Source organism: Labedella populi (assembly GCF_004078655.1).
Taxonomy (GTDB): domain Bacteria; phylum Actinomycetota; class Actinomycetes; order Actinomycetales; family Microbacteriaceae; genus Labedella; species Labedella populi.
In genome coordinates, this window is record NZ_RZNC01000009.1 from 15,617 (window position 1) to 38,166 (window position 22,550).

Annotated in this window: 20 protein-coding genes; 7 read left to right on the forward strand and 13 right to left on the reverse strand. The window is 69.2% G+C overall.

Translation table 11 applies throughout. The annotated features are described in order from the left end of the window. The first annotated feature begins 184 nt into the window (after nt 1–184). Entirely contained in the window at nt 185–1,711 is a 1,527-nt protein-coding gene (locus tag ELQ92_RS15705) for a glycoside hydrolase family 76 protein (RefSeq protein ID WP_128500259.1), read from the forward strand. Nucleotides 1,712–1,770: 59 nt separating this feature from the next. Here ELQ92_RS15705 and ELQ92_RS15710 read toward each other — a convergent pair whose 3' ends face one another. Continuing rightward, on the reverse strand, nt 1,771–2,430 hold the full coding sequence (locus ELQ92_RS15710) for an FMN-dependent NADH-azoreductase (protein WP_128500260.1): 660 nt from the start codon (nt 2,428–2,430) through the stop codon (nt 1,771–1,773). Between the two features lie 91 nt (nt 2,431–2,521). Between ELQ92_RS15710 and ELQ92_RS15715 the strand changes: the two genes are divergently transcribed. Next, nucleotides 2,522–2,887, forward strand: coding sequence for a winged helix-turn-helix transcriptional regulator (locus tag ELQ92_RS15715; RefSeq protein WP_128500261.1), 366 nt, complete (start codon nt 2,522–2,524; stop codon nt 2,885–2,887). Here the strand turns inward: ELQ92_RS15715 and ELQ92_RS15720 are convergent. Beyond that, nucleotides 2,884–5,331 (reverse strand): phosphoketolase family protein, encoded by a 2,448-nt coding sequence (locus ELQ92_RS15720; RefSeq protein ID WP_128500262.1) that lies wholly within the window; start codon nt 5,329–5,331, stop codon nt 2,884–2,886. The genes ELQ92_RS15715 and ELQ92_RS15720 overlap by 4 nt on opposite strands. Before the next feature lie 35 nt (nt 5,332–5,366). Then, entirely contained in the window at nt 5,367–5,726 is a 360-nt protein-coding gene (locus ELQ92_RS15725) for a hypothetical protein (RefSeq protein ID WP_128500263.1), read from the reverse strand. Nucleotides 5,727–5,905: 179 nt separating this feature from the next. Between ELQ92_RS15725 and ELQ92_RS15730 the strand changes: the two genes are divergently transcribed. After that, a complete protein-coding gene (locus ELQ92_RS15730) occupies nt 5,906–7,768 on the forward strand; it encodes a PTS transporter subunit IIC (protein WP_128500264.1) in 1,863 nt (620 codons plus the stop codon). Continuing rightward, nucleotides 7,759–8,457, forward strand: coding sequence for a sugar isomerase domain-containing protein (locus ELQ92_RS15735; RefSeq protein WP_128500265.1), 699 nt, complete (start codon nt 7,759–7,761; stop codon nt 8,455–8,457). Before ELQ92_RS15730 ends, ELQ92_RS15735 begins: the two co-directional genes overlap by 10 nt. On the opposite strand, the gene ELQ92_RS15740 is transcribed toward ELQ92_RS15735, so the two are convergent. Further along, nucleotides 8,408–9,154, reverse strand: coding sequence for a GntR family transcriptional regulator (locus ELQ92_RS15740; RefSeq protein WP_128500266.1), 747 nt, complete (start codon nt 9,152–9,154; stop codon nt 8,408–8,410). The genes ELQ92_RS15735 and ELQ92_RS15740 overlap by 50 nt on opposite strands. 79 nt (nt 9,155–9,233) lie before the next feature. On the opposite strand from ELQ92_RS15740, the gene ELQ92_RS15745 reads away from it, so the two are divergent. Beyond that, on the forward strand, nt 9,234–10,013 hold the full coding sequence (locus ELQ92_RS15745; protein WP_128500267.1) for a glucosamine-6-phosphate deaminase: 780 nt from the start codon (nt 9,234–9,236) through the stop codon (nt 10,011–10,013). Between the two features lie 116 nt (nt 10,014–10,129). Next, complete coding sequence (locus ELQ92_RS15750; RefSeq protein WP_166426821.1) at nt 10,130–10,804, forward strand: alpha/beta hydrolase; 675 nt, start codon at nt 10,130–10,132, stop codon at nt 10,802–10,804. 45 nt (nt 10,805–10,849) lie between these two features. On the opposite strand, the gene ELQ92_RS15755 is transcribed toward ELQ92_RS15750, so the two are convergent. The 7 genes from ELQ92_RS15755 to ELQ92_RS15785 form a co-directional block, all read right to left on the reverse strand. Beyond that, entirely contained in the window at nt 10,850–11,656 is an 807-nt protein-coding gene (locus tag ELQ92_RS15755; RefSeq protein WP_128500269.1) for a YidC/Oxa1 family membrane protein insertase, read from the reverse strand. Between the two features lie 161 nt (nt 11,657–11,817). Continuing rightward, on the reverse strand, nt 11,818–12,114 hold the full coding sequence (locus ELQ92_RS15760) for a DUF6412 domain-containing protein (protein WP_128500270.1): 297 nt from the start codon (nt 12,112–12,114) through the stop codon (nt 11,818–11,820). 40 nt (nt 12,115–12,154) lie between these two features. Further along, nucleotides 12,155–13,000, reverse strand: a complete 846-nt coding sequence (locus tag ELQ92_RS15765) for an NAD-dependent epimerase/dehydratase family protein (protein WP_128500271.1) — start codon at nt 12,998–13,000, stop codon at nt 12,155–12,157. A gap of 144 nt (nt 13,001–13,144) precedes the next feature. Further along, entirely contained in the window at nt 13,145–13,687 is a 543-nt protein-coding gene (locus ELQ92_RS16665; protein WP_243695080.1) for a hypothetical protein, read from the reverse strand. A gap of 242 nt (nt 13,688–13,929) precedes the next feature. Further along, nucleotides 13,930–16,134: a glycogen debranching protein GlgX gene (gene glgX / locus ELQ92_RS15775; RefSeq protein WP_128500272.1), complete on the reverse strand. Its 2,205-nt coding sequence runs from the start codon at nt 16,132–16,134 to the stop codon at nt 13,930–13,932. Nucleotides 16,135–16,351: 217 nt separating this feature from the next. After that, nucleotides 16,352–17,062 carry an ANTAR domain-containing protein gene (locus ELQ92_RS15780; protein ID WP_341811650.1) on the reverse strand — a complete coding sequence of 237 codons (711 nt, stop codon included), beginning with the start codon at nt 17,060–17,062 and terminating at the stop codon, nt 16,352–16,354. Beyond that, nucleotides 17,059–17,769 carry a GAF and ANTAR domain-containing protein gene (locus tag ELQ92_RS15785; protein WP_128500273.1) on the reverse strand — a complete coding sequence of 237 codons (711 nt, stop codon included), beginning with the start codon at nt 17,767–17,769 and terminating at the stop codon, nt 17,059–17,061. Before ELQ92_RS15785 ends, ELQ92_RS15780 begins: the two co-directional genes overlap by 4 nt. A 283-nt stretch (nt 17,770–18,052) precedes the next feature. Here ELQ92_RS15785 and ELQ92_RS15790 point away from each other — a divergent pair, with 283 nt between their 5' ends. Next, entirely contained in the window at nt 18,053–19,639 is a 1,587-nt protein-coding gene (locus ELQ92_RS15790) for a glycosyltransferase (RefSeq protein WP_128500274.1), read from the forward strand. Here the strand turns inward: ELQ92_RS15790 and ELQ92_RS15795 are convergent. After that, on the reverse strand, nt 19,578–20,825 hold the full coding sequence (locus ELQ92_RS15795; RefSeq protein WP_128500275.1) for an acyltransferase family protein: 1,248 nt from the start codon (nt 20,823–20,825) through the stop codon (nt 19,578–19,580). The genes ELQ92_RS15790 and ELQ92_RS15795 overlap by 62 nt on opposite strands. A 48-nt stretch (nt 20,826–20,873) precedes the next feature. Continuing rightward, nucleotides 20,874–22,526 (reverse strand): sensor histidine kinase, encoded by a 1,653-nt coding sequence (locus ELQ92_RS15800; RefSeq protein ID WP_166426822.1) that lies wholly within the window; start codon nt 22,524–22,526, stop codon nt 20,874–20,876. Nucleotides 22,527–22,550 lie beyond the last annotated feature (24 nt).

The window sequence follows — 22,550 nt, forward strand, 5'->3', positions numbered from 1 at the left end:
TTGTGCATGTTAAATATGCTTTAGCAAGCCACAATTCCTGCAACGTGTCACGTGGGGACGACCTTCGCGACCTCCGCACCGAACGCTTGCCCCGATTTGCGCCAATCGAGCCCATGATATTGACGGCCGCCGCTCTGAGCACGACACTAGCTTTCAATATACTTTTATTGTTCAAGGAGGAACAGTGAAGACGATCTCACGGCTCGTGATCACCGCCGTCGCCGCCCTGGCTCTCGTGGCACCGGCCCACGCACCGACCCCGGCCTCAGCATTCACCGCCGACCAGGCCACAGAAGCGTTCGAGGACTTCCTCGACGTCTACTGGGACGACTCGGCGGATTACTTCTTCACCTACAGCGACCACCAGATCCATCCGGAGCACGCCCACGGGCCACAAGGCGGTCTGTACACCGACTACTGGTGGGAGGCGCAGCTCTGGGAGATGGTCATGGACCGCTACGAGCGCACGGGCGACGCGCAATCGCGCCAACTCATCGACGACGTCTTCGCCGGCTTCCAGGCCCAGTACCCCGACTTCAGCGAGAACGACTGGAACGACGACATCGGCTGGTGGGCCCGCGGCAGCGTTCGGGCCTTCGAGCTCACGGGTGACCCCGACTACCTCACCGCCGCCGAGACGATGTTCGCGTTCATCGCCGATTACGAGGACACCACCTACGGCGGCGGGATCTGGTGGAAGAACGTCGACGTCGGAGACGGGTCACGCAACGAGAAGAACGTCGCGACGAACGCGACCGCCGTCTACACGGCGATGCGGCTCTACGAAGCGACCGGGGACCCGGCCTACCGCGCGACCGCAGTCCGCCTGTACGACTGGCTCGACGCGAACTTCAACAATGCCGGCCATTTGCGTGATCACGTGGCGGGCACCGGGCAGTACACCGATTGGGACTGGACCTACAACCAGGGCAACTTCGCGGGGGCCGCTCTCGAGCTCTACCTCGACACGGGTTCATCGGCTTACCTCGACGATGCGACCGACGCCGTCGATTGGGCCGTCGCGAACCTCACCTCGTCCGGGATTTTCCTGCGGGAGGGCATCGACGACACGGGCGGCTTCAAGGCGATCCTCACCCGCAACATCCGCGCGCTCATCGACGAGGCAGGCCAGACGCAATACGAACAGCTCCTGACCGACAACGCGACCCAGGCGGCGAACCACGTCAACGCTGCGGGCGTCGGCGGCTACGACTGGACGGCCCCGACGCCCGACCTCTCGACCACGGCGCTGCAGAGCCTCGCGGCGGGAGCGACCGTCGCGATCCTGCAGCAGGCCGCGCCGGACGGCTACACCGGCGTCGTCGAGGGGTCGGGGGTCTACGAGGCCGAGAACGCGGTGCGTGACGGCGTCGACTCGGAGAGCACCGCGGCCGGTCGGAGTGGCCGCGGTTACCTCGCGGGCTGGAACGCGAGCGGGACGAGCGTGACGTTCCACGTCAACGTCGTCGACGGCGGGACTTACCCCGTCGAGTTGCGTTACGCCGCGGCCGCCGGGCACGCGGTGCGCTCGCTGAGCGTCAACGGCGGCGCCGCGACATCCGTGACGTTCGCGGGAACGTCGGAATGGGACGCGTGGGCGGCCGTGTCGACGACGGCGACCCTCGTGCCGGGGCACAACACCATCACGGTGTCGTACGGCCCGGGCGACGCGAACTTCCTCAACCTCGACCGGCTGGCGCTCGCGCTGTAGCGGGATCCGGTCCCTGAGCTCGTCGAGGGCTCAGGGACCGGAGAGCGAGCTGCGCGGACCTACGCCGCGGAGCCCTGGCCGCGACGTGCCGCGATCTCTTGGCCCGAGACGCGGGCCTGCTCCTCGGCCTGGACCTTGATCTCGGCGGCGATGTCGGTGAAGGCGTCCATCGCCGGGTTCACACCCACGAGGGTGAAGGGCCGCTGGACGACGCGGAGGTCGAGGCCCCAGACGTCGGCGAAGGCGCGGCGCAGCCACGGTGTGGAGTGGTCCCAGCCCTCCTTCGGCGATCCCGGGTTGTAGTTGCCGCCGAGCACCGTGACGAGGGTCGCGGGCTTGCCGTTCAACGCCGTGCCGCTCGGGTTGATGCGCTCGTCCGTGTAGGCGAGGTCGAACCACGTCTTGACGTGCTGCGAGACGCCGTAGTTGTAGAGCGGGATGGCGAAGAGGATCGCGTCGGCGTTCACGAGTTCGTCCGCGAGAGTCGTGGCGAGGGCGATCGCCTCTCGCTGCTCGGGCGTGCGGTCGGCCTCGGGCGTGAAGCGACCGACGACGGAGTTCTGCCACGCGGTCGCCGAGATGGGGTCGGCGGCGAGGTCACGGCGGAGGACGGTGGAATCGGGGTGGGCCGAGACCCACTGCTCCTCCACGATGTCGCCGAGTGCGTGGCTGGCGGACGTGGCGGGCATGATGCTGGCGTCGAGGCGGAAGAGGGTCACTGTTCGTCCAATCGGAAGGAAGTGCGAGTGAGGAGTCATTACTCTGTTTTTCAGAGCGACTCCGCTAAAGCTAGCACGCTACAATCGTGTCATGGCGAACCGAGGCGGTGGAGAACAAGGCGAGTCACGCGGGGACGTGCACATGTGCGACGCGTCCGTCACGCACGCCTTCTCGATCCTCGGCAAGCGGTGGAACGGCATGATCATCGAGGTGCTCGGTCGCGGCCCGCTCTCCTTCGCCGCTTTGCGGCGGGCCGTCGGCGGCATCAGTGACGCGGTGCTCTCGGACCGACTCACGGAACTCGCGGAGGCGGCGCTCCTCTCCCGGTGCGTGGCCCCCGGGCCGCCGGTGACCGTCAGCTATGCACTCACCGAGAGCGGCGAGCGACTCCTCCCCGTGCTCACCGACCTCGGCGCCTGGGCGCGCGACAACCTCCCCCTCGATTCGACCAGCTAGCGCTCGAATCGCCAGTCGGTGATCCACGACGGGTCCTCGCCGTGCTCGTAGGCGTAGGCGCGCGCTTCCGTGCGCGCGAGGTGCCACTCGTCCGCCAGCCTCCGCATCCCCGGCTTTCCCTCGAGCCCGGGAATGCGGTGCAACACGTCGAGCGCGAGACGGTACCGGTCGAGGTCGTTGAGATGGACCATGTCGAAGGGAGTCGTCGTCGTCCCCTTCTCGACGAAGCCGCGCACATGGATGTTGCCATGATTGGTCCGGCGGTAGGCGAGTTGGTGCACGAGCGTCGGATAGCCGTGGAACGCGAAGATCACCGGCCTGTCCCGCGTGAAGAGGGCGTCGAACTCCTCGTCGGGCAAGCCGTGGGGGTGCTGATCCGGGTCCTGCAGCTTCATGAGATCGGAGACGTTCACGACGCGGATCCGCAGACCCGGCACGCGCTGACGCAACAGTTGAGCGGCGGCGATCGTCTCGAGCGTCGGCACGTCTCCGGCGCACGCGAGCACGACGTCCGGATCCACGCCCGAATCGGAGTCGGCCGCGTCTCCCCCGTCGAGCTCCGTCCCGGCCCAGTCCCATCGCCCGAGCCCGGCATCGACGTGGGCGCGCGCCTCCTCGAGCGACAACCACGCGGGCTGCTCCTGCTTCCCCGCGACGACGACGTTGATGCGGTCCTCGGTGCGGAAGACGTGCTCCATCGTGACGAGCAGCGTGTTCGCATCGGTCGGCAGATACACCCGCACGACGTCGGCCTGCTTGTTCACGACGACGTTGAGGAAGCCGGGGTCCTGATGTGAGAAGCCGTTGTGGTCCTGCCGCCACACGTGGGAGGAGAGCAGGTAGGTGAGCGACGGGACGGGCTTGCGCCACGGTACGCCCGCCGCGGACTCGAGCCACTTCGCGTGCTGGTTGAACATCGAATCGACGATGTGGACGAACGCCTCGTACGTCGTGATGAGACCGTGGCGGCCGGTGAGCAGGTAGCCCTCGAGCATGCCCTGCATGAGGTGCTCGCTCAGCGCCTCGATGACGCGGCCGTCGGTCGCGAGGTGCTCGTCCGTGGCCACCGTCGGCAGCTGCCACGCGCGATCGGTCTCCTCGAACACCGCCTGCAGTCGGTTCGACGCCACCTCGTCGGGGCCGAAGAGCCGGAACGTCGTGGGGTTCGCCGCGACGACGTCGCGCAACCACCCTCCGAACACCCCGGTCGCGCCCGCGGTCTCCGTGCGGGCGCCGTCGCCGTCGGGGTCGACCGCCACCGCATGCGGGGCGATGTCGGGGAGCACGAGCGGTTCGACGGTTCCGCCGTTCGTGTGCAGACTCGCGCTCATCCGGAGTCCGCCGACGGGGCGGAGCGCATCGAGCACGGCGGACGGCGAACCATCGGACTCGAAGAGCTCCTCCGGACGATACGACCGCAGCCATCGCTCGAGTTGGGCGAGGTGGTCCGGGTTGTCGCGCACTCCGGAGAGCGGCACCTGGTGCGCGTGGAACGTGCCCTCGACCGGGGCGCCGTCGACCTCCGCCGGACCGGTCCACCCCTTGGGCGTGCGGAGGACGATCATCGGCGGTCGTTCGACGGTGCGGTCGGCGGTGCGGTCGGCGGTGCGGTCGTCGAGCGTCTCGGCGTCGCGTGCACTCGTCCAGATCCGGCAGATGCGGTCGTAGGCGTCGTCGAGCGCCCGGGCGAAACTCCGGTGCACGAGCATCGGATCCTCACCGTCGAAGCCCCCGCTCACGAGGATCGGCTCGTAGCCGTGGCCGCGGAAGAACTCGACGAGCTGCGTCTCGGGGATGCGCGAGAGGATTGTCGGATTCGCGATCTTGTAGCCGTTGAGGTTGAGGATCGGCAGGACGGCGCCGTCCGAGCGCGGATCGAGGAACGCGTTGCCCCACCAGCTCGTCGCGAGCGGTCCCGTCTCGGCCTCCCCGTCGCCGATGACGCACGCGACCACGAGGCCAGGGTTGTCGAGGGCCGCGCCGTACGCGTGCATAAGGGAATAGCCGAGCTCACCGCCCTCGTTGATCGAACCGGGTGTCTCGGGAGCGGCGTGGGAGGGGATCCCGCCCGGGAAGGAGAACTGCCGCACGAGTCGCCGGAGACCGGCCTCGTCGAGCGTCACGTCGGGGAACAACTCGGAGTAGGTGCCGTCGAGCCACGCGTTCGCGACCATCGCCGGACCGCCGTGCCCGGGGCCGCAGACGTAGACCGTCGGCACCCCCTTCTCCACGATGAGTCGGTTGAGGTGGGCATAGACGAGGCTGAGCGCGGGAGAGGTCCCCCAGTGCCCGAGGAGCCGGGGCTTGATGCTGTCGGGCTGCAGACTCTCCCGCAGGAGGGGGTCGCCCATGAGGTAGATCTGCCCGACGCTCAGATAGTTCGCGGCGCGCCACCAGGCGTCGACCGCCTCGAGTGAATCACTCGACCCGTCCTCAGTACTCATGCTTCCACCCCCGTCGGTGCTCGACGCCGTCACCGTCAGGGAGCCGGCGCCTCGCCGTCCGTCGGCTGCGCGTCCGTCGGGAGTCCGGCGGGGGCGCCCGTGCCGGCTCCGTCGCCCGCTCCGTCCAGCTGGCTCCAGTCGATCGACGCGTCGTCGACCATCGGGCCCTGGCGGCCCGCTCCGGGATCGTCGGTGCGCTCTCCGGCCCCGTCGGGGCCGTCGGCGCCGTCGCGGCCGTCGGGCAAGCCGCCGCCGGTCGCGGTCGCGCTGTCGTTCGCGTCGTCGCCCGGAAGGGCTGTGCCGACGCCGTCGTCTCCGAATCCACCGGTGCCGAGTCCGTCCGGGGCCAGCTCGGGATCGACGCCTTCGGGACCGGTGCTGCTCTGATCAGTCATGTCCTTCACGCTACGTCGGGCGCCCGCCGACGTCAGCGCCTTGCCAGAGCCGTGAACGGGCGCTAGGCAGGAGGGCTTTCCCCAGAGCCAGTTCCAGTCGTAGCATGTCGGAAACAAGTGGGCTATACCATTTGTGCATCCCCGTCATCTCTCCCCGCCGTCCCAGGACAGGAGCTCCCATGTCGACCTTCGAGGACATCGTCGAAGTCATCACGAACAACCTGTTCAGCCAGGTCGCGGTGCTCATCGGCATCATCGCGATCGTCGGGCTCGCGTTGCAGCGCAAGCCCGTCGAACAGGTCATCGCCGGCGGTCTACGCGCGACGATCGGCGTCGTCGTCCTCAACATCGGCGTCGAGATCTTCGTCGGTGGACTGTCGAGCTTCCAGGTCATCGTGGCGAGCGCCATGGGCCTCGAACCACCGAGGGCGGAGTCGACGCTCGTCGACTTCGGGGCCGGCCAGGGTTCCGTCGTCCCACTCATCATCGCGGGCGGATTCCTCGTCCACCTGCTGCTCGTGCGCCTGTTCCGTGCCGCGCGATTCGTCTACCTCACGGGCCACCTCATGTACTGGATGAGCGTCGTGATCGCCGCGAGCCTCGTCGAGGCCTTCGGCGACGTGAACCGCTGGGTGCTCGCGGCCGTCGGCTCGCTCCTCATCGGCTGCTACTGGGTGCTCCAGCCGCTCTGGACGGCTCCCCTCATGCGGAAGGTCATGGGCGACGAACAAGTCGGGCTCGCCCACACCGACTCGACCATCGCGATCGCCGCCGGTTACGGGGCGAAGGCGCTCCGCCTCGGCGACCCGAAGCGGCACGACTCCGAGAACCTGAAGCTGCCGCGCGCGCTGTCGTTCTTCAAGGACATCAACGTCTCCACGGCCTTCGTCATCGGCGTCATCATGCTCGTCGCGATCGCTTTCGCCGACGCGACGGTCCTCGAGGAGCAGATGGGCGACGCGACGGTCCTGCCCGGCGTGTGGGCACTCCTGCAAGCCCTCCGGTTCGCCGCGGGAATCGCGATCCTCCTTTTCGGCGTGCGGATGTTCCTGTCCGAGATCGTCCCCGCGTTCAAGGGGCTCTCGGAGCGTGCCCTCCCCGGAGCGAAGCCGGCCCTCGACCTGCCGGTGACCTTCACGCAAGCACCGACGGCCGTGATGCTCGGCTTCCTCTCATCGACCGTCGTGTTCCTGCTGCTCATGGGACTCTTCGCGAGCATGGGCTGGTTCGTCCTCGTTCCGCCCATGATCATGCTCTTCTTCGGCGGCGGCGCGGGCGGCGTCTTCGGCAACGCCGTCGCCGGCTGGCGCGGTGCGGTCTTCGGTGGTGTGCTCAACGGCGTCGTCCTCGCGTTCGGGCAGTGGATCGGCTGGGGCGTCTGGGGCGACACCGCACCAGAACTCGCGACGCTCGCGGACTCCGACTGGTTCGTGGTCGGGTGGTTGCTCGCGGGCCTCGGTTCGCTTCTCGCCCCGCTCGGCGCGTGGACGCTGTGGGTGATCGCGGGGATCGTCGTCGCGGCGACCGTGCTGATCCTCGTCGCTCTCGGGCGCCGACACCGCGACGAACCCGCGGACGCCGACGCGGACGCCGAGACCGCGGGCACCGCGGGCAACGCGGACGCCTCTGCACCGGCCGCCGTCACCGTTCCCGATCCCGCCCATCCGGCCGACGGCTCGGAGGCGGGCGACACGGCCGGAGCGGCGTCGTCACGGCGGACGGCGCGCGCCGCTCATGCGGCGATCCCGCGCCCGGAGATGCTGTCGGTGCTCGCTGTGTGCGGTGCGGGGATGGGCTCGAGCCTCATCCTCCGGACCACGGCGCAGAAGGCGCTCGAACAGATGGGCATCGACGCGACGATCGACCACTCCGACGTGGGGTCGGCGCGCGGTCGCCGAGTCGACCTCGTGATCGCCCAGGCGAGCTACCTGTCCGAGGTCGGAGACATCGCGCCCGTCGCGGTGCCGATCACGAGCTTCGTCGATGTGAAGCACGTGCGTGCCCGCCTCGAGGACGCGCTGGAGGCGAAGGGATGGCTGTGAACGACCTCGGCTCCTACGTCACCGACGTCGTCGCTCGGAACGCCGCGGAGATCCGCGCGGCGGCCGAGGCCATCGCTCGGACAGCCGAGCAGGGCGGACTCGTCCGGCCGGCCGGCGCCGGTCACTCGATGGCGGCCGTGCTCGAGACCTTCTTCCGCGCCGGCGGGCTCGCGTTCGTCCGCCCGCTCTGGCACCCGAGCGTTCTGCCCTTCACCGGGGCGCGTCTCGCGACGGCGGCCGAACGCGAGTCCGGTCTGGGGGAGGCGGAAGCGCGACGAGCGGGCATCACCGCGGCCGACACGATCGTCGTGTTCTCCAATTCCGGGACGAATCCGTTCCCCGTGGAGATCGCCGAGGTCGCGGCCGAGGCGGGCGCCACAGTGGTCGCAATCACGTCCCCGGCGGCGGGGCTCGCCGCGCCGCGCCGCGCCGCGCGGTCGCTCATCGAGGTCGCGGACATCGTCATCGACACCGCCGTGCCGCCGGGAGACGCGACGTGGCCGCCCGATGCACCGGTGACGGCGCCAGTATCGAGCCTCGCCACGACGACGGTGTGGACGATGATCCTGCGCGAGCTCTACGAGATCGCGCCCGACGCGCCGCGGTGGCGCAGCGCCAACATGCCTGGGAATGACGGCTTCAACGACGAACTCGTAGCGCGCTTCGCGGCGCGGATCCCTGAACTGTGACCGGCGCGATCCGAGCGGAGAGTTCGAAGCGGGAACCGGGGTACGTCGAGGTCGTCCACTCGATGACCTCGCCGTGGGAGACCGACGTGCGCACGAGCTCGAGCACAGCGGAGCCGTGGGGGATCTCGAGCGTTTCCGCATCGGCCGGGCGAGCGATCGCCGACCTGATGACCTGCTCCCCCGCTTCGAAGCGCACGCCGTACTCCTCGATGAGCACGCGGTAGAGCGACTCGTGGCGGAAGTCGATGCCCTCGATGCCCGGGAGGAGCCGCGCCCGCAGATGACTGCGCTCGATGGCGATGGGCACGCCGTCGGCGAGGCGCAAGCGTGCGAGCAGCATGACGTCGGATCCGACAGTGAGGCCGAAGACCGACGCGACGTGCTCGTCCGCCGGCACGAGTCCGGCGTGCAGCACGGAACTCGATGGCGTGTAGCCGCGGGCGAGCATGTCCTCAGTGAAGCTCGTGAGTTGCAGCGGCACGCTCACGACGGGCCGGGCGACGAAGGTCCCGCGTCCCACCTGTCGCGTCAACAGCCCCTCGCGGACCAGTTCGTCGATCGCCCGCCGCGCTGTCATCCTGGAGACGCCGGTGTCCTCCGCGAGTTGCCGTTCGCTCGCGGTGGGCGAGCCGACGGGCGCGCGCACGATCTCCGCACGGAGAGCCTCGGCGAGCTCACGGTACTTCGGCACGGTCATTCCTCGATCCTGTCACCTCGACCCGCCGCTCCACCCACCGCTCGATTCACCGCTCGATTCACACGGAAAGATCACTGCCATGGCTGAAGTCATCATCGTCACCGACCCGGAGTCCGCCGGCGCCCTCGTCGCCGACGAGATCGTGAGTCTCCTGCGGCGACGACCGGATGCGGTCCTCGGGCTCGCGACGGGGTCCACTCCTCTTCCGGTGTATCGCGCCCTGCAGCCGCGCCTTGCGGGGGTGGACGTGTCGCGGGTGCGCGGGTTCGCCCTCGACGAGTACGTCGGCATCGATCCGGCGCACCCCGAGTCGTATCGCTCCGTGATCAGCCGCGAGGTCGTCGAGCCACTCGGACTCGATCCCGCGTTCATCCGCACACCCGATGGGAGCGACGACGGCATCGAGCACGCGGGGGAGGATTACGAGGCGGCGATCGCCGCAGCGGGCGGCATCGATCTGCAGATCCTCGGCATCGGAACCGACGGCCACATCGGATTCAACGAGCCGGGGTCGTCCTTCGCCTCGCGCACTCGAGTGAAGACCCTCACCGAGCAGACGCGCGCCGACAACGCGCGCTTCTTCGACTCGATCGACGACGTGCCGATGCACTGCATCACGCAAGGGCTCGGCACGATCCTCAGCGCACGGCACCTCGTGCTGCTCGCGTTCGGCGCCGAGAAGGCCGCGGCGGTCGCGGGTGCCGTCGAGGGCCCCGTGTCTGCATCGCTCCCCGGCTCGGCCATCCAGTTGCACCCGCACGTGACGGTCGTGGTGGATGAGGCGGCGGCGTCAGCACTCCGCGATGCGGACTACTACCGCTACGCGTTCGCCCACAAACCCACCTGGCAACCCCTCTAACCCCCCTCTCACCCCCCTGAACACTTCCTATGTGCACGAAAATTCGAGCACATAGGAAGTGTTCAGGGGGGTTAGGTGGAGGGGAGGGAGAGGGGCGGGTCTGGCAAGGTGAGGGGATGAACGTGGAGAAGGCGGCCGTCTGGTCGCGGCCGGACGACGGGGTCGCCCCGCTCGTCGTGCTGCTGCACGGGCGCGGTGGGACCGAGCAGGACCTCACGCGGCTCTTCCCGTTCCTGCCGGACGACGTCGTCGCCGTGTCGCTCCGCGGGCTGCTTCCGCGCCCGGACGGATTCTCGTGGTTCAGCGTCGGACTCGATGCGAGGGAAGCGACGGCGGAGCACGTCGCCCCGGCGGCCGACGCCGTGCTCGCATGGATCGCCGACCACGCGCCGACCGGCGAAACCGCCCCCCGCCGCGCCGTCGCGGTGGTCGGCTACTCCCAGGGCGGAGCGGTCGCCGTCCACATGATGCGCCGGGCGCCGCTGGCCCTCGACACGCTCGTCCTCATCGCGGCGCTGCTCGGCACCGGCGACGAGCCCGGCGACGACGAACTCCTCGACGTCCGGCCGCCCGTGTACTGGATGCGGGGACTGCGCGACGAGGCCATCACGCTCATGGACGTGCAGCGCGTCGCCTACTTCCTTCCCCCGCACAGCCGCCTCACGACCGCCGAGCACCCGCTGCTCGGCCACGACCTGTCCGACACGTTCCTCGCGGCGACCGGCGCGTACCTCGCGCGCTGGGTCGAGGCCCTCCCGAGGCCCTCCCGAGGCCCGGAGCCTGACGCGTGACGGCCGACGCATGACGGCTGACGCACGACGGCCGCCGACGCCTCGTCAGGCGGGGACCGGCGCCGTTCCCGGGCTCGTCGCGTCGGCGGGCGGCAGGAGCCGCCGAAGAATCCACCGCTCCGAGAACGTCCAGACGGTCGTCACGACGAGGTAGAGCGTCGCCGCGAGCGGGACGAAGAGAGCGACGATCGCCGTCATGAACGGCAGGAAGCTCAACGTCCGCATCACCCCCGTGAGATCGGGAGCGCCGGGTGTCGTGGGTGCGGCGGGCGGCCCGCCCGGGGTCCCGGGGAGGGGCTCGGCGAGTATCCGCCGCGACAGCTGCGCCGTCACCGCGATGACGACGACGGCGATCGCCGCCATCACGACGGTTCCCGCGTCGAGGGATCCCGTCGTCGCGAGGCTCGCGAAGCTCGAACCGAGCGGCATTCCAAGCAGCCGCTCGCTCAGGAGCGCGTTCGGATGCCCGTTGACCGTCACGACGATGAAGAGGCCGTAGATCGTCGAGACGACCGGGATCTGCAGGAGCATCGGGAGGCACCCGGCCGTCGGCGAGACCTTCTCGCGTTGGTAGAGCTCAAGGGTCTTGCGGCTGAGCGCGTCGCGGTCCTTCCCGTACTTCTTCTGCAGTTCGGCGAGCTTCGGCGCGATCCGCTTGCGCGCATTCGCCGCCTTCACTTGGGAGACACCGACGGGGATGAGAGCCCCCCGCACCACGAGGGTGACGAGGACCACGGCGAGCGCCGCAGCGGCGGTGCCGGCGACGGGTTCGAGGAGGGAGCTGAGGGACATGACAACCGCGTATGCGGCGTCGAGCACGGCCGCGATGGGGCCGAATTCATAGGGGTTCACGAGAGATCCTGACTGTGTGACGAGGTCATACGGAACGGAGGCGTATGGCTGTCGTCGGTCGGGGTCGATGGCGCGATGGCGCAGCATCGGACCTCGGCGGGCCTAGAGACCGCGCGACTCGCCGCGTCCCACCGGGACGAGCGGTCAGCGAGACGGTCGGATCAGCGGGCGACAGCCGGGACGAGCCGTCCCGGGGCTCGCGGACGCGGGTGTCCCTCGGTCGTCGGGTCGTCCTGCGCGCAGACGATCACGACGGGCGGCGGTTCCACGGCACGATCGGTCGGCGTGGACCCGAGGAGCGCCGCGACGACGCGCATGACCGCTCGCGTGGTCATTGCGGCACCCGCCGCGAGGGCGAGCACACCGACGACGGCGATCGTCGTGACCGACGGCGCGGACACCGACACCTCGAATGCCGCGGTGAAGAACCGCACGAGCATCTCGAGGTACGCGATCACCCGCTCAGGCTACCAGCGCGCGCTCCCCTGAACCTGAGACTCAGGCGTGGTCACGCCAGGTGTGGCGCGGTTCGAATCCGAGGACCCGTCGTGCCTTGTCGATCGACAAGAGGGTGTCGTTCTCGCCGAGGTCACGCACGATCGGCACCTCCGGGAACACCTCCGCGACGAGTTCGGCGTTCGGCCGCGTCATGACCGTGTCGGCGGCCGCGATGATGAATCGATCGAAGCCGGGACCGGCCGTCTCGAGCGCCCGCTGCACGGCTTGGGCGCCGTCGCGCGCGTCGATGTAGCCCCACGCGTTCCACTTCCGCGCCCGCGCGTCCTCGTCGAACTCCGGGAACGCGGCGTAGTCCTCCGGGTCCATGACGTTCGAGAAGCGCAGCGCCGTGATGGAGAGCTTCGGATCCCAGCGCACGAGCTCGATCGCGAGCTGCTCCTCGAGGTGCTTCACGAGCGAGTAGACGCTCTCGGGACGCGCCGCGTACTCCTCGTCGATCGGGAGGTAGGGCGGCGGCACGTCGAACGGGAGACCGAGCACGGTCTCCCTCGACGCGTAGACGATGCGCTCGATACCGAGGCGATGCGCCGCCCAGAAGACGTGGAACGTCCCGTTCATGTTGTTGTGGAACGTCGCGACGTCGCTGTGCAGGCCCGGCGCCGGGATCGCGGCGAGGTGGACGAGGGCGTCGATCCCGTCGTGCTGGTCGTTCACGCCGGCGAGCGCGTCGACGACCTGACCGTAATCGGACAGGTCGACCCGCACGAAGCCGTCTCCGCGTTCGCCGTGCTGATCGAGGTTGACGACGTCGTGGCCCTCGTCGCGCAACGTGCTCACGACGGTGCGACCGAGTTTTCCGGATCCTCCGGTAACGGCGATTCTCATGCGGTCATCCTGTCAGTGTCGTCGGGCTGTCAGTATCGTCGGGCTGTCAGTGTCGTCCGGCTGTCAGTGTCGTCGGGGCCGCCGCGCACGGTCTCGTCGCGGCGGCCGTTCGTGCTCACTCGCGGCGTGCTCGGCGCTTCGTGCTCAGTCGGTCGGTTCGCCGGTCTTCGTGATGTCGCTCGTCGCATTGCCGTCGGTGACGGACGACGCGTCATCGGAGTCGGGGGTCGATCCCGCCTCGGAATCGGGAGCGGAGCCGTCGGACTCGGGGGTAACGGGCTCGGAGAGTCCCTCGTCCGCGGCGATCTGGTCTGCCGTGCGGTCGCCGTACGCCCCGCCACCGGCCTCGGTGTCGGTGTCGGTGTCGGTGTCGGTGTCGGTGTCGGTGTCGGTGTCGGTGTCGGCCGGCGAGTCGCTTGGAGGAGCGACGGAGCCGCCCGACGCGCCCTCGATCTCGCCGGCGGCGATGGCTTCGGCGTAGCGGCGCAGGTCGGGCCCGGGCTCGAAGTCGATGAACCGGTCCTTGAGGCGTGCGTTCAACTCGGCGAACGCATCCTCCCAGGAGCCGTCGGCGTGGGTCGAGGCGACGTCGAGCACCGCCTCGCGCAGGACGCGATCGGAGTCGTTGAGGATCTTGGCGCGCGCCTCGTCGTTCCAGCGGATGCCGTCGGGACTGATCGAACTCATGGTCACTCCGTTTCCGACGCCACGGACCGGCGCCTCGATTCCCACGCTAGGCGCGCGACACGGGTGCGCTCACCCCCTTGCGCCCACGACACCCGGCCCTCCGAAACCCCGCAATTCCCACGAACCGACCCCCCGAAAGCCCTTGAGCGCACATACGCCGGTACACCGGCGTATGTGCGCTCAAAAGCTGTATCTCGTGGATGAAGGCAGCCTGGAGGGGTGCGCGGAGAGGGGGCGGCGGGTCAGCCGTTCGACTCGGGCGGCTGCGTGCCGATGACCGGGATCGCGGAGGTGCGCATCGCGAGCGAGGCGGCGACGGAGTGGTCCGGCTCCGTCTCCGGCTCGCTCGCCGCGCGCAGGACCACGAGGGACCGCGACGCGAGCCTGAGCTTCGCTCCCGCGGCCAGCGGCGGACCGTCGACCGCCTCCTCACCGGTGTCGACGACGGCCTCCCACGCCGCACCGAACGACGCCGGCGGAATCGTCACCTCGACGTCCTCGACGTCGGCGCTGAAGTACAACAGGAAGTCGTCGTCCTGTATGGCGGCACCGCGGCGGTCGCGCTGCCGGATGCTGCCACCGTTGATGTAGATGCCGACGGTGCGCTGGAGCGCCGCACCCCAGTCCTCCTCCTTCATCTCCGAGCCGTCGGCGTCGAGCCAGACGATGTCGGGGAAGGGGTCGCCCTCTTCGCGCTCGTAGGGCTTGCCGTCGAAGAAGCCGCCGCGACGGAACGTCGGGTGCTCGCGACGCAGTCGCGAGACCGCCGCCGTGAACTCGATGAGGGGCTCGTCGGCCTTGTCCCAGTGGACCCAGCTGATCTCGTTGTCCTGCGCGTACGTGTTGTTGTTGCCGCCCTGCGTGCGGCCGAGCTCGTCGCCGTGCAGGATCATCGGCACACCCTGCGAGAGCAGCAGCGTCGCGAGGAAGTTGCGCTGCTGGCGCGCACGCAGTCCGAGCACCTCGGGGTCGTCCGTCTCGCCCTCGACACCCGAGTTCCACGAGCGGTTGTGCGATTCGCCGTCGTTGTTGTCCTCACCGTTCGCGTCGTTGTGCTTCTCGTTGTACGAGACGAGGTCGCGCATCGTGAAGCCGTCGTGAGCGGTCACGAAGTTGATCGACGCGAACGGGCGACGGCCCGAATTCTCGTAGAGGTCGGCGGAACCCGTGATGCGTGCAGCGAATTCGCCGAGCGTCGAGGGCTCGCCGCGCCAGTAGTCGCGGACGGTGTCGCGGTACTTCCCGTTCCACTCGGTCCACTGGGGCGGGAAGTTGCCGACCTGGTAGCCGCCGGGGCCCACGTCCCACGGCTCGGCGATGAGCTTGACCTGCGAGACCACCGGGTCCTGCTGCACGAGCTCGAAGAAGGTCGACAGGCGGTCGACATCGTAGAACTCGCGGGCGAGGGTCGACGCGAGGTCGAAGCGGAAGCCGTCGACGCGCATCTCGTTGGCCCAGTAGCGCAGCGAGTCCATGATGAGCTGGAGCGAGTGCGGGTGACGCACGTTGAGCGTGTTGCCCGTGCCCGTGTAGTCGGTGTAGTACCGCTTGTCGTTCTCCTCGAGGCGGTAGTAGGCCTCGTTGTCGATGCCCTTGAAGCTCAGCGTCGGGCCCATGTGGTTGCCCTCCGCCGTGTGGTTGTAGACCACGTCGAGGATGACCTCGATGCCGGCGGCGTGCATCGCGCGCACCATGGACTTGAACTCCTGCACCTGCTGGCCGAGCTCACCCGTGGCCGAGTACGTGTTCTGCGGCGCGAAGAAACCGATCGTGTTGTAGCCCCAGTAGTTCGCGAGGCCCTTGTCCTCGAGCGTGGAGTCCTGAACGAACTGGTGGACCGGCATGAGCTCGATCGCCGTGATGCCGAGCTTCTTCAGGTGGTCGATGACGACGGGGTGGGTGAGGCCCGCGTAGGTGCCGCGCTGCTCCTCCGGGATCTCGGGGTGCAGTTCGGTGAGGCCCTTGACGTGCGCCTCGTAGATGACGGTGTCCGAGTACGGCGTGTGCGGCTTGCGGTCGCCGGCCCAGTCGAAGAACGGGTTCACGACGACGCTCAGCATCGAGTGGGGGGCCGAGTCCTCGTCGTTGCGGGAGTCGGGGTCGCCGAAGTTGTAGGAGAACAGCGCGTTGTCCCAGTCGTACTGACCGGTCGTCGCCTTCGCGTACGGGTCGAGCAGGAGCTTGTTCGGGTTCGCACGCTTCCCGTTCTCGGGGTCGTATTCGCCGTGGACGCGGTAGCCGTAACGCTGGCCGGGCTGCACGTTGGGGAGGTAGCAGTGCCACACGTACGCGTCCACCTCGACGACGTCGACACACGTCTCCGTCCCGTCCTCATCGAAGAGGCACAGCTGCACGCGCTCCGCCGCCTCGCTGTAGAGGGCGAAGTTCGTGCCGCCGCCGTCATAGGACGCTCCGAGCGGGTAGGCGGTTCCGGGCCAGGTTTCCACGTGCGACCTCCAGGTCAGGGACGGGTTCGGATGCGGGTGATACCGGTGCGGGCTTCGGTGCGGCGGAGCTGTGCCGACACTCGGCTGCTCCGAATCGAGCCGAGTACCGTCGATCTAACGTTAACGTCTGAGAGCGGCCGCGCTCGCATCGACCGGACCGCTTGACATCATCCGCCGCGAGCCCGACGACGATCGACCCGGCGAGCGACCGGGACGGTCAGACGATGATCTCGCGCTCGACGATCGCGCGTGCGACCTCGGTGAGCGCGCGGCGCGATTCCCGCGCGTACGAGCGGATGCGACGGAACGCCTCGTCCATCCCCTCGCTGTGCGTGTAGGCCACGACCCCTTTGGCCTGCTCGATGACGACGCGCGAATCGAGCGCCGTCTGTAGTTGCCGTCGGGCCAGTCGGTTCTCTCGGATTGCCCGTTCCTGCAGGATCCCGATCGTCGCGACGTCCGCGAGCGCTTGCGCCGCCTGGATGTCGGCTTCACCGAGCGACTGCGGCCCGCTCTCGAAGAGAGTCAGGGCGCCGATGCTCTGATCGCGCAACCGCATCGGGAGGGCGTGGAGACCGGTGAACCCGTTGTCGAGGGCGACGGAACGGAAGCGGGACCAGTCCTCGCCGTCGCGCAGGTCGGGGACGCTGACCGGGACGCCCCGGTGGAAGGCGTCGAGACATGGCCCCTCGTCGGCCGCGAGCATCATGAGCTCGACGGTGCGGCTCTCCTCGCTCGTCGACGCCAGGAGGTCGAGCCCGCCGTCGCCGGGGTCGAGAAGGAGAGCCGTAGCGGCGACATCGAAGGTCGACTGGCACGTCTCGACGAGCATCTGGAGGACGTCGACGAGGTCGAAGTCGGCGACGAGAGTGTCCGCGAGTTGGACGAAGACCTGGAGGAGCTGCTGCTCCCGGGTCGACTCGATCACCGCGCCCCCTCGATCCGTGCGCCCGTGACGGTGAAGGTGAGCGTCCGGTCGAGGATACGCTGCGCGACGTCCGCCATGCTCTCGCCCTTCGCGAATGCGTGCGCCTGGATGAGCAGCACGGTGTCGTCGGCCGAGACGCCGAGCTGCGCGATCACGAAACCCGTCGCTTGGTGGATAAGACGACGCGTGTGTCGGGAGGTCACTCCGTCCTCGGAGTCGCCCGAGAGCCGGATCGCGCGTTCGAGGACACGGCGCCCGAGGAGCCCGCTGAACACGATGAGCTGATCGGTCGTGGCCTCGTCGAGCCGCAGCGGGTCATCGTTGTAGAGGTCGACCGCTCCCAACCGCAAGGACCCGACACTCAACGGGAAGGCGAAGATCGCGCCGATGTCCTGCTCGTGCCGCAGCGCGGCCGAGAACGCCGGCCATTCCCGGACGGGACGCCGGAGGTTGGGCTCAAGGACTGGTACGCCACCGATCAGTGCGTCCCAGCACGGCCCCTCGCCCAGGTCGAACTGCAACTCATCGATCCGCCCGATGACGGAGTCGCTGGCCTCGACCGTCTCAGAACCGAGCACCTCGCCGATCGTGGAGATCGAGACGCCCGACACGGGGATGACCTCGAGGATCGGTTCGGTGAGCGAACCCGTCCCGTCGTGTGGGCGTGAGAGCGCGGCGACGGCCGTCGCGAAACGATCCTCGCTCACGGGCGACGCCCGGCTTCGTCGACGTGGTTCTTCAGCGGGTCCACGCCTCAACGCTAGTGCAGGCGCCTGCCCGCGGGAACGGTCCGCGGGAACGGTCGGCGGGAACGGTCGGCGCGAACGGTCGGCGCGAACGGTGGGCGCGAACGGTGGGCGCGAACGACCGTGGACGACCGGTCGGTGCACGCCCCGGGCATTCCGCGTAACGTGGACGGCTTGCAGGTGATCGGCGACACGGTCGGGGGCGCGCTGGCGACGCGATCACTTCGCGAGAGGGGACGAGTGGATGACGGCGGCGCGAACAGGTCGAGCAGGACAAGCAGGACAAGCAGGACGACGAGCGGCCGACTCGCCCGCCGCGATCGCGCGGCGAGCAATGCAGCGGCTGCACACCGTCGTGACGGATCGGACCCGCGCCGCTCGCGGGCTCCTTCCCACCGGGCGGCATTTCGCTCTCACCTGGTCCGTCTCCGACGGGTACGGCGGCATGACCGCGGCTCTGCTCGCGCGGACGCGCGCCTTCGTCCGCCACGGCGGCGTGCGTGTCGACGTCCTGACTCTCGACGAGCAGGCCGACTACCCGACTCTCGAGAGCCGATTGCGTCAGCGCGGAGAGCTCATCGACGGGATGCGCCTCCTCAATCTCTGGGACTGGTTGCGCGACAACCCGCTCCCCGGCGGGTCCCTCCGACTCGACCGGCACCCGCTCTCACCGCTTCCCCTCGGACCGGGGCCTGGCGCGACCGAGATCCGCCGCGGCGGCACGGTGCTCAGCCGCACACGGTGGTCGGAGGACGGCGCTCGTGCCCTGCAGACGGACCACTACCGTCTCGATGGCACTCTGCTCGTGAGCGATCGCCGCGACATCGAGGGCGGTGGCCGCTCCATCGTGCTGTGCGACGAGAGCGGCAGCCCCGTGCGGTCGTGGGGCCGCATCTGGCACCTGTACGCCGCGTGGCTCGATCGGTTGTCCGCCCGGCGTCCGACCTTCCTCATCGTCGACAGCAAGACCGTGGCCCCGTTCGTCGCGGAGTACCGACGCCCGCACGTCACGACCGTTCACCTCGTGCACGCGTCGCACCTCGAGGGGACCGAACGGCCGATGGGGCGATTGCGTGAGTCGCGGCGCCGCGTCTTCGAGAACCTCGCGGCGTTCGATGCGGTCGCCGTCCTGAGTGAGCGGCAGCGTGCCGACGTCGAAGCCCTGCTCGGCCCGCAGGACAACGTCATCGTCGTACGGAATGTGCGCGAGGAGGTGCCCGGCCGTGCCTCGCAGAATGCGCTCACCCGGCCCCGCGACATCACCGCGGGCATCATGCTGGCATCACTCGAGAAGCGGAAGCGCGTCAGCCACGCCGTCCGGGCGGTCGCCGCTCAGCGCGTTCTCACGACGGCGGGGGCCGGTCGCCCCGTGACCCTCGACGTGTATGGAGAGGGTCCGCGGCGTGCGACGCTCGAAGCGGTCGTCGATCGGTTGGAGGCCCGCGATTTCGCGCGGCTCCGAGGATTCGACCCCCATGCCCGTGAGCGGCTCGCCGATGCGTCGTTCCTGCTCCTCACCTCGACGTCGGAGGGGTTCCCCCTCGTCCTCGCAGAGGCTCTCTCCGTCGGGTGCCTCCCCATCGTGTACGACGTGCCGTACGGGCCCGCCGACATCATCCGATCGGGGTGGAACGGTTGGGTCGTCCCCGCCGGTGACGTCGACGCGATGGCCGCCGCGATCGAGGAACTCGTCAGCCTTCCCGACGAGCGGATCGCGGCGATGCGTCGGAACGCTGTGGCGTCGGCGCGATCGTTCGATCCGCTCGCGGTCACTCGGGCCTGGGCCCGCGGCCTCCGGGCGGCGCGACGACGGTCGCGCCGGCGGGCGTGACGGTGGGCGTGACGGTGGGCGTGACGACGCGACGGTCACGGCGCGCCCGCAGCGCGTCGGCTGCGCGACCGACGGCACGACCGGTGCGCCGGGCGAGGGTGTGCGACGGTCGTTCGACGAGCCGGAAGAAGATCTCGGCGAGGAGAAGGCTCGCGGGCACACCGATGAGGCCGACGATCCACCACGACCGGTCGCCGAGGGCATAGGCGATCGTCGCGAGCACGGGGACGTGCACCAGGTAGAGGCTGAACGACACGCGGCCGAGCCACTGCGGGATCCGGGTTGAGAGCACGCGCTCCGCCGCGGCCGAGCAGACGGCGACGAGGACGAGACCGAGCGCCCCGAGCCCCGCCAATCCCCACAAGACCTCGGAGACGAGGGTGTGCGGTGCGGCGATCGGCCGGGCGAGCCAACTCGCGATGAGCAACAGGGCGGATCCCGACCCGGTCACGGACCAGAGGATCGGGCGCGGGCGCCGGCGCGCCCACGCGAGCAGGTCGTCGAGCCGCACGGCTACGAGGGTCCCGAGCAGGAAGACGGGCAGGTAGACGAGCGCGTCGACGCCGATGACGCGACCGACGACCGTCGCGGCCGCCGCCGCGACACCTGTGAGCGCGAGGGCGCCGACGCTGCGTCGCAACAGGAGGGACACGCCGACGGCGACCGGGAGGAGCGCCGTGAACACGAGCTCCCAGCGCAGCGACCACAGCGTGTTGACGATGTCATAGCTCGCAGGCATCAGGCTCGCCTCGCGGAGGAACGAGGCGACGGTCACGGTCGACGCGTTCGCCTCGTCGATCCACTCGCCGGTCGTGACGGCGCCCGATCGCCGTGGCACGAGGTGGATCAGGATCACCGCCAACACGAGCGCTCCCCACACGGGGACGTAGAGCCGGACGAGCCGCGACGCGAAGAACGCGGCCCACGACGTCGTGCGCCGCACGAGCGGGAGGGCGACCACGAGGCCGCTCAGCACGAAGAACACGAGGACCGCCTCGGTGCCCGCGAAGAGGAGTTTCAGAGGGGACTCGGTCACGCCGGTCCAGACCGCCTCCGCGCGACCGCCTCCCGACGCGAACGGACGGGCGATGAGGCTCACGTGGTACACGACGACGACGAACGCGGCGACCCCACGCACGCCGTCCAGTGCGCGCAACCGCGCCGAAGCCGTCGTCCCCTCTCGCATCCGTCGATGCTAGACACCCAACCTGCGAAGTGGGAGGGGTGGTCTTCGTCAGCCCTCGGACGTACTCGAGACGACGCGCGCGGGCACGCGTACGGTGACCGTCGTTCCGACGTTCGGCTCGCTCTGGACCCCGATCGTTCCGCCGTGGGCCTCGACGATGCCGTGTGCGATGGAGAGCCCGATGCCGAAGCCGCCCGCCGCACCGTCACGCGCCTGCCTCGCGCGGTAGAACGGGTCGAAGAGCTGGGCGACCTCCTCCGGCGACATCCCCACGCCGGTGTCGCTCACGCGGAGCTCCGCGACTCCCTCGATCTCTCGCAGCGAGATGGCGGCGACCCCTCCCGGGGGCGTGTACTTCACGGCGTTCGAGAGCAGATTGTCGATGACCTGCCGGAATCGCCCCTCGTCGACGTCAGCGATCACGGGCGGCGCGACGTCAACATCGATCCTCACCCGACTCGAGTCCGCCCGCGGGGCCACGTCCTCAACACTCCGTTCGGCGAGCCGGGAGACGTCGACCGTGACGGGTTCGATGGCGACTTCGGCGTGAGGCAGCCGGAGCAGATCCTCGATACGGGCGAGAAGCAGATTCGCGTTGCGGGTGATGACCTCGAATTCGCGCTCGATGCCGGCCTTTTTCCAGTCCGTCACGTCGGAGATGAGGTCGATGTAACCCACGATCGAGGTGAGCGGTGTTCGCAGTTCATGGGAGACCGAGAGCAGGAAGTCCTCCCGAATCTGCACGGCGTGGGCGAGCTGGGTGACATCGTGCGCGACGACGACCGTCCCGAGACGGCTGCCGTCGTCACGGGTGACGGCCCGCGCCGAGCCGAGCACGGCTCGCTGGTTCCCCGGTTCTCCGATCCAGACGAGTTCGTTGGCGATGTGCTCTCCCGCGAGCGCCCGAGCGGGGATCTGCCGCTCGGGCGGGACGGGCGTGAGGCGATCCGGACCGAAGACGAGCCGCGCGGCCCGATCGTCGATGCCCTCGGGTTTGCCTGCGGTGCGGAACAGGTCGCGAGCGGTCGCGTTGATGTGCCGGACCATCCCGTCGCCGTCGTAGTAGATGACACCGACATCGACCGCGTCGATGAGAGCCTCGGTGAGGTGTTTACGGTCCTCGAGCTCCACGACCGACTCGAACAGATCGTTCGAGGTGCGCTCGATCTGTCCCGCATGCTCGAGCAGGAGCCGCGACAGTCGATTGAGCCAGATCGCGGCGAGCGCCGCCGTGAGCGGGAGGATCATCGCTCGTCCCCATTCGAGAGGACTGTCGGGTATCTCACCGTGAGCCACGAGCGGGACGAGCGAGACGAGGAGCGCACCGGCGATCGCGACCAGTAAACCCGAGCGGTGGAAGCCGTAGCCGAGCCACAGCACCGGGAAGACGCAGAGGAGGAACGCCTCGGGGAGCGTTTCGTGGCTCGCGAGGTAGATGAGGGCGGCCGAGACGAGATCGAGGACCGGTATCAACACGATCCATTGCCCGACGAAACGCTCCCAGGGCACGACCAGACCGAGAACGGTCGACACGACCGCGACCACGGTCCCCGCGAGGAACGCTCGCGGATGGTGGGAGGCAGCGCCCGAGAGGACGACGAGGGGCGCCACGAGGATGAAGATGACGACGAACGGCAACTGACCACGAGTGAAGAGTTCGAGGCGCGTCCGCATGGTCGAGCCGTGAGCGTGCAGCGGCATGGGCCCCCTCCGTGTCGGCACGAC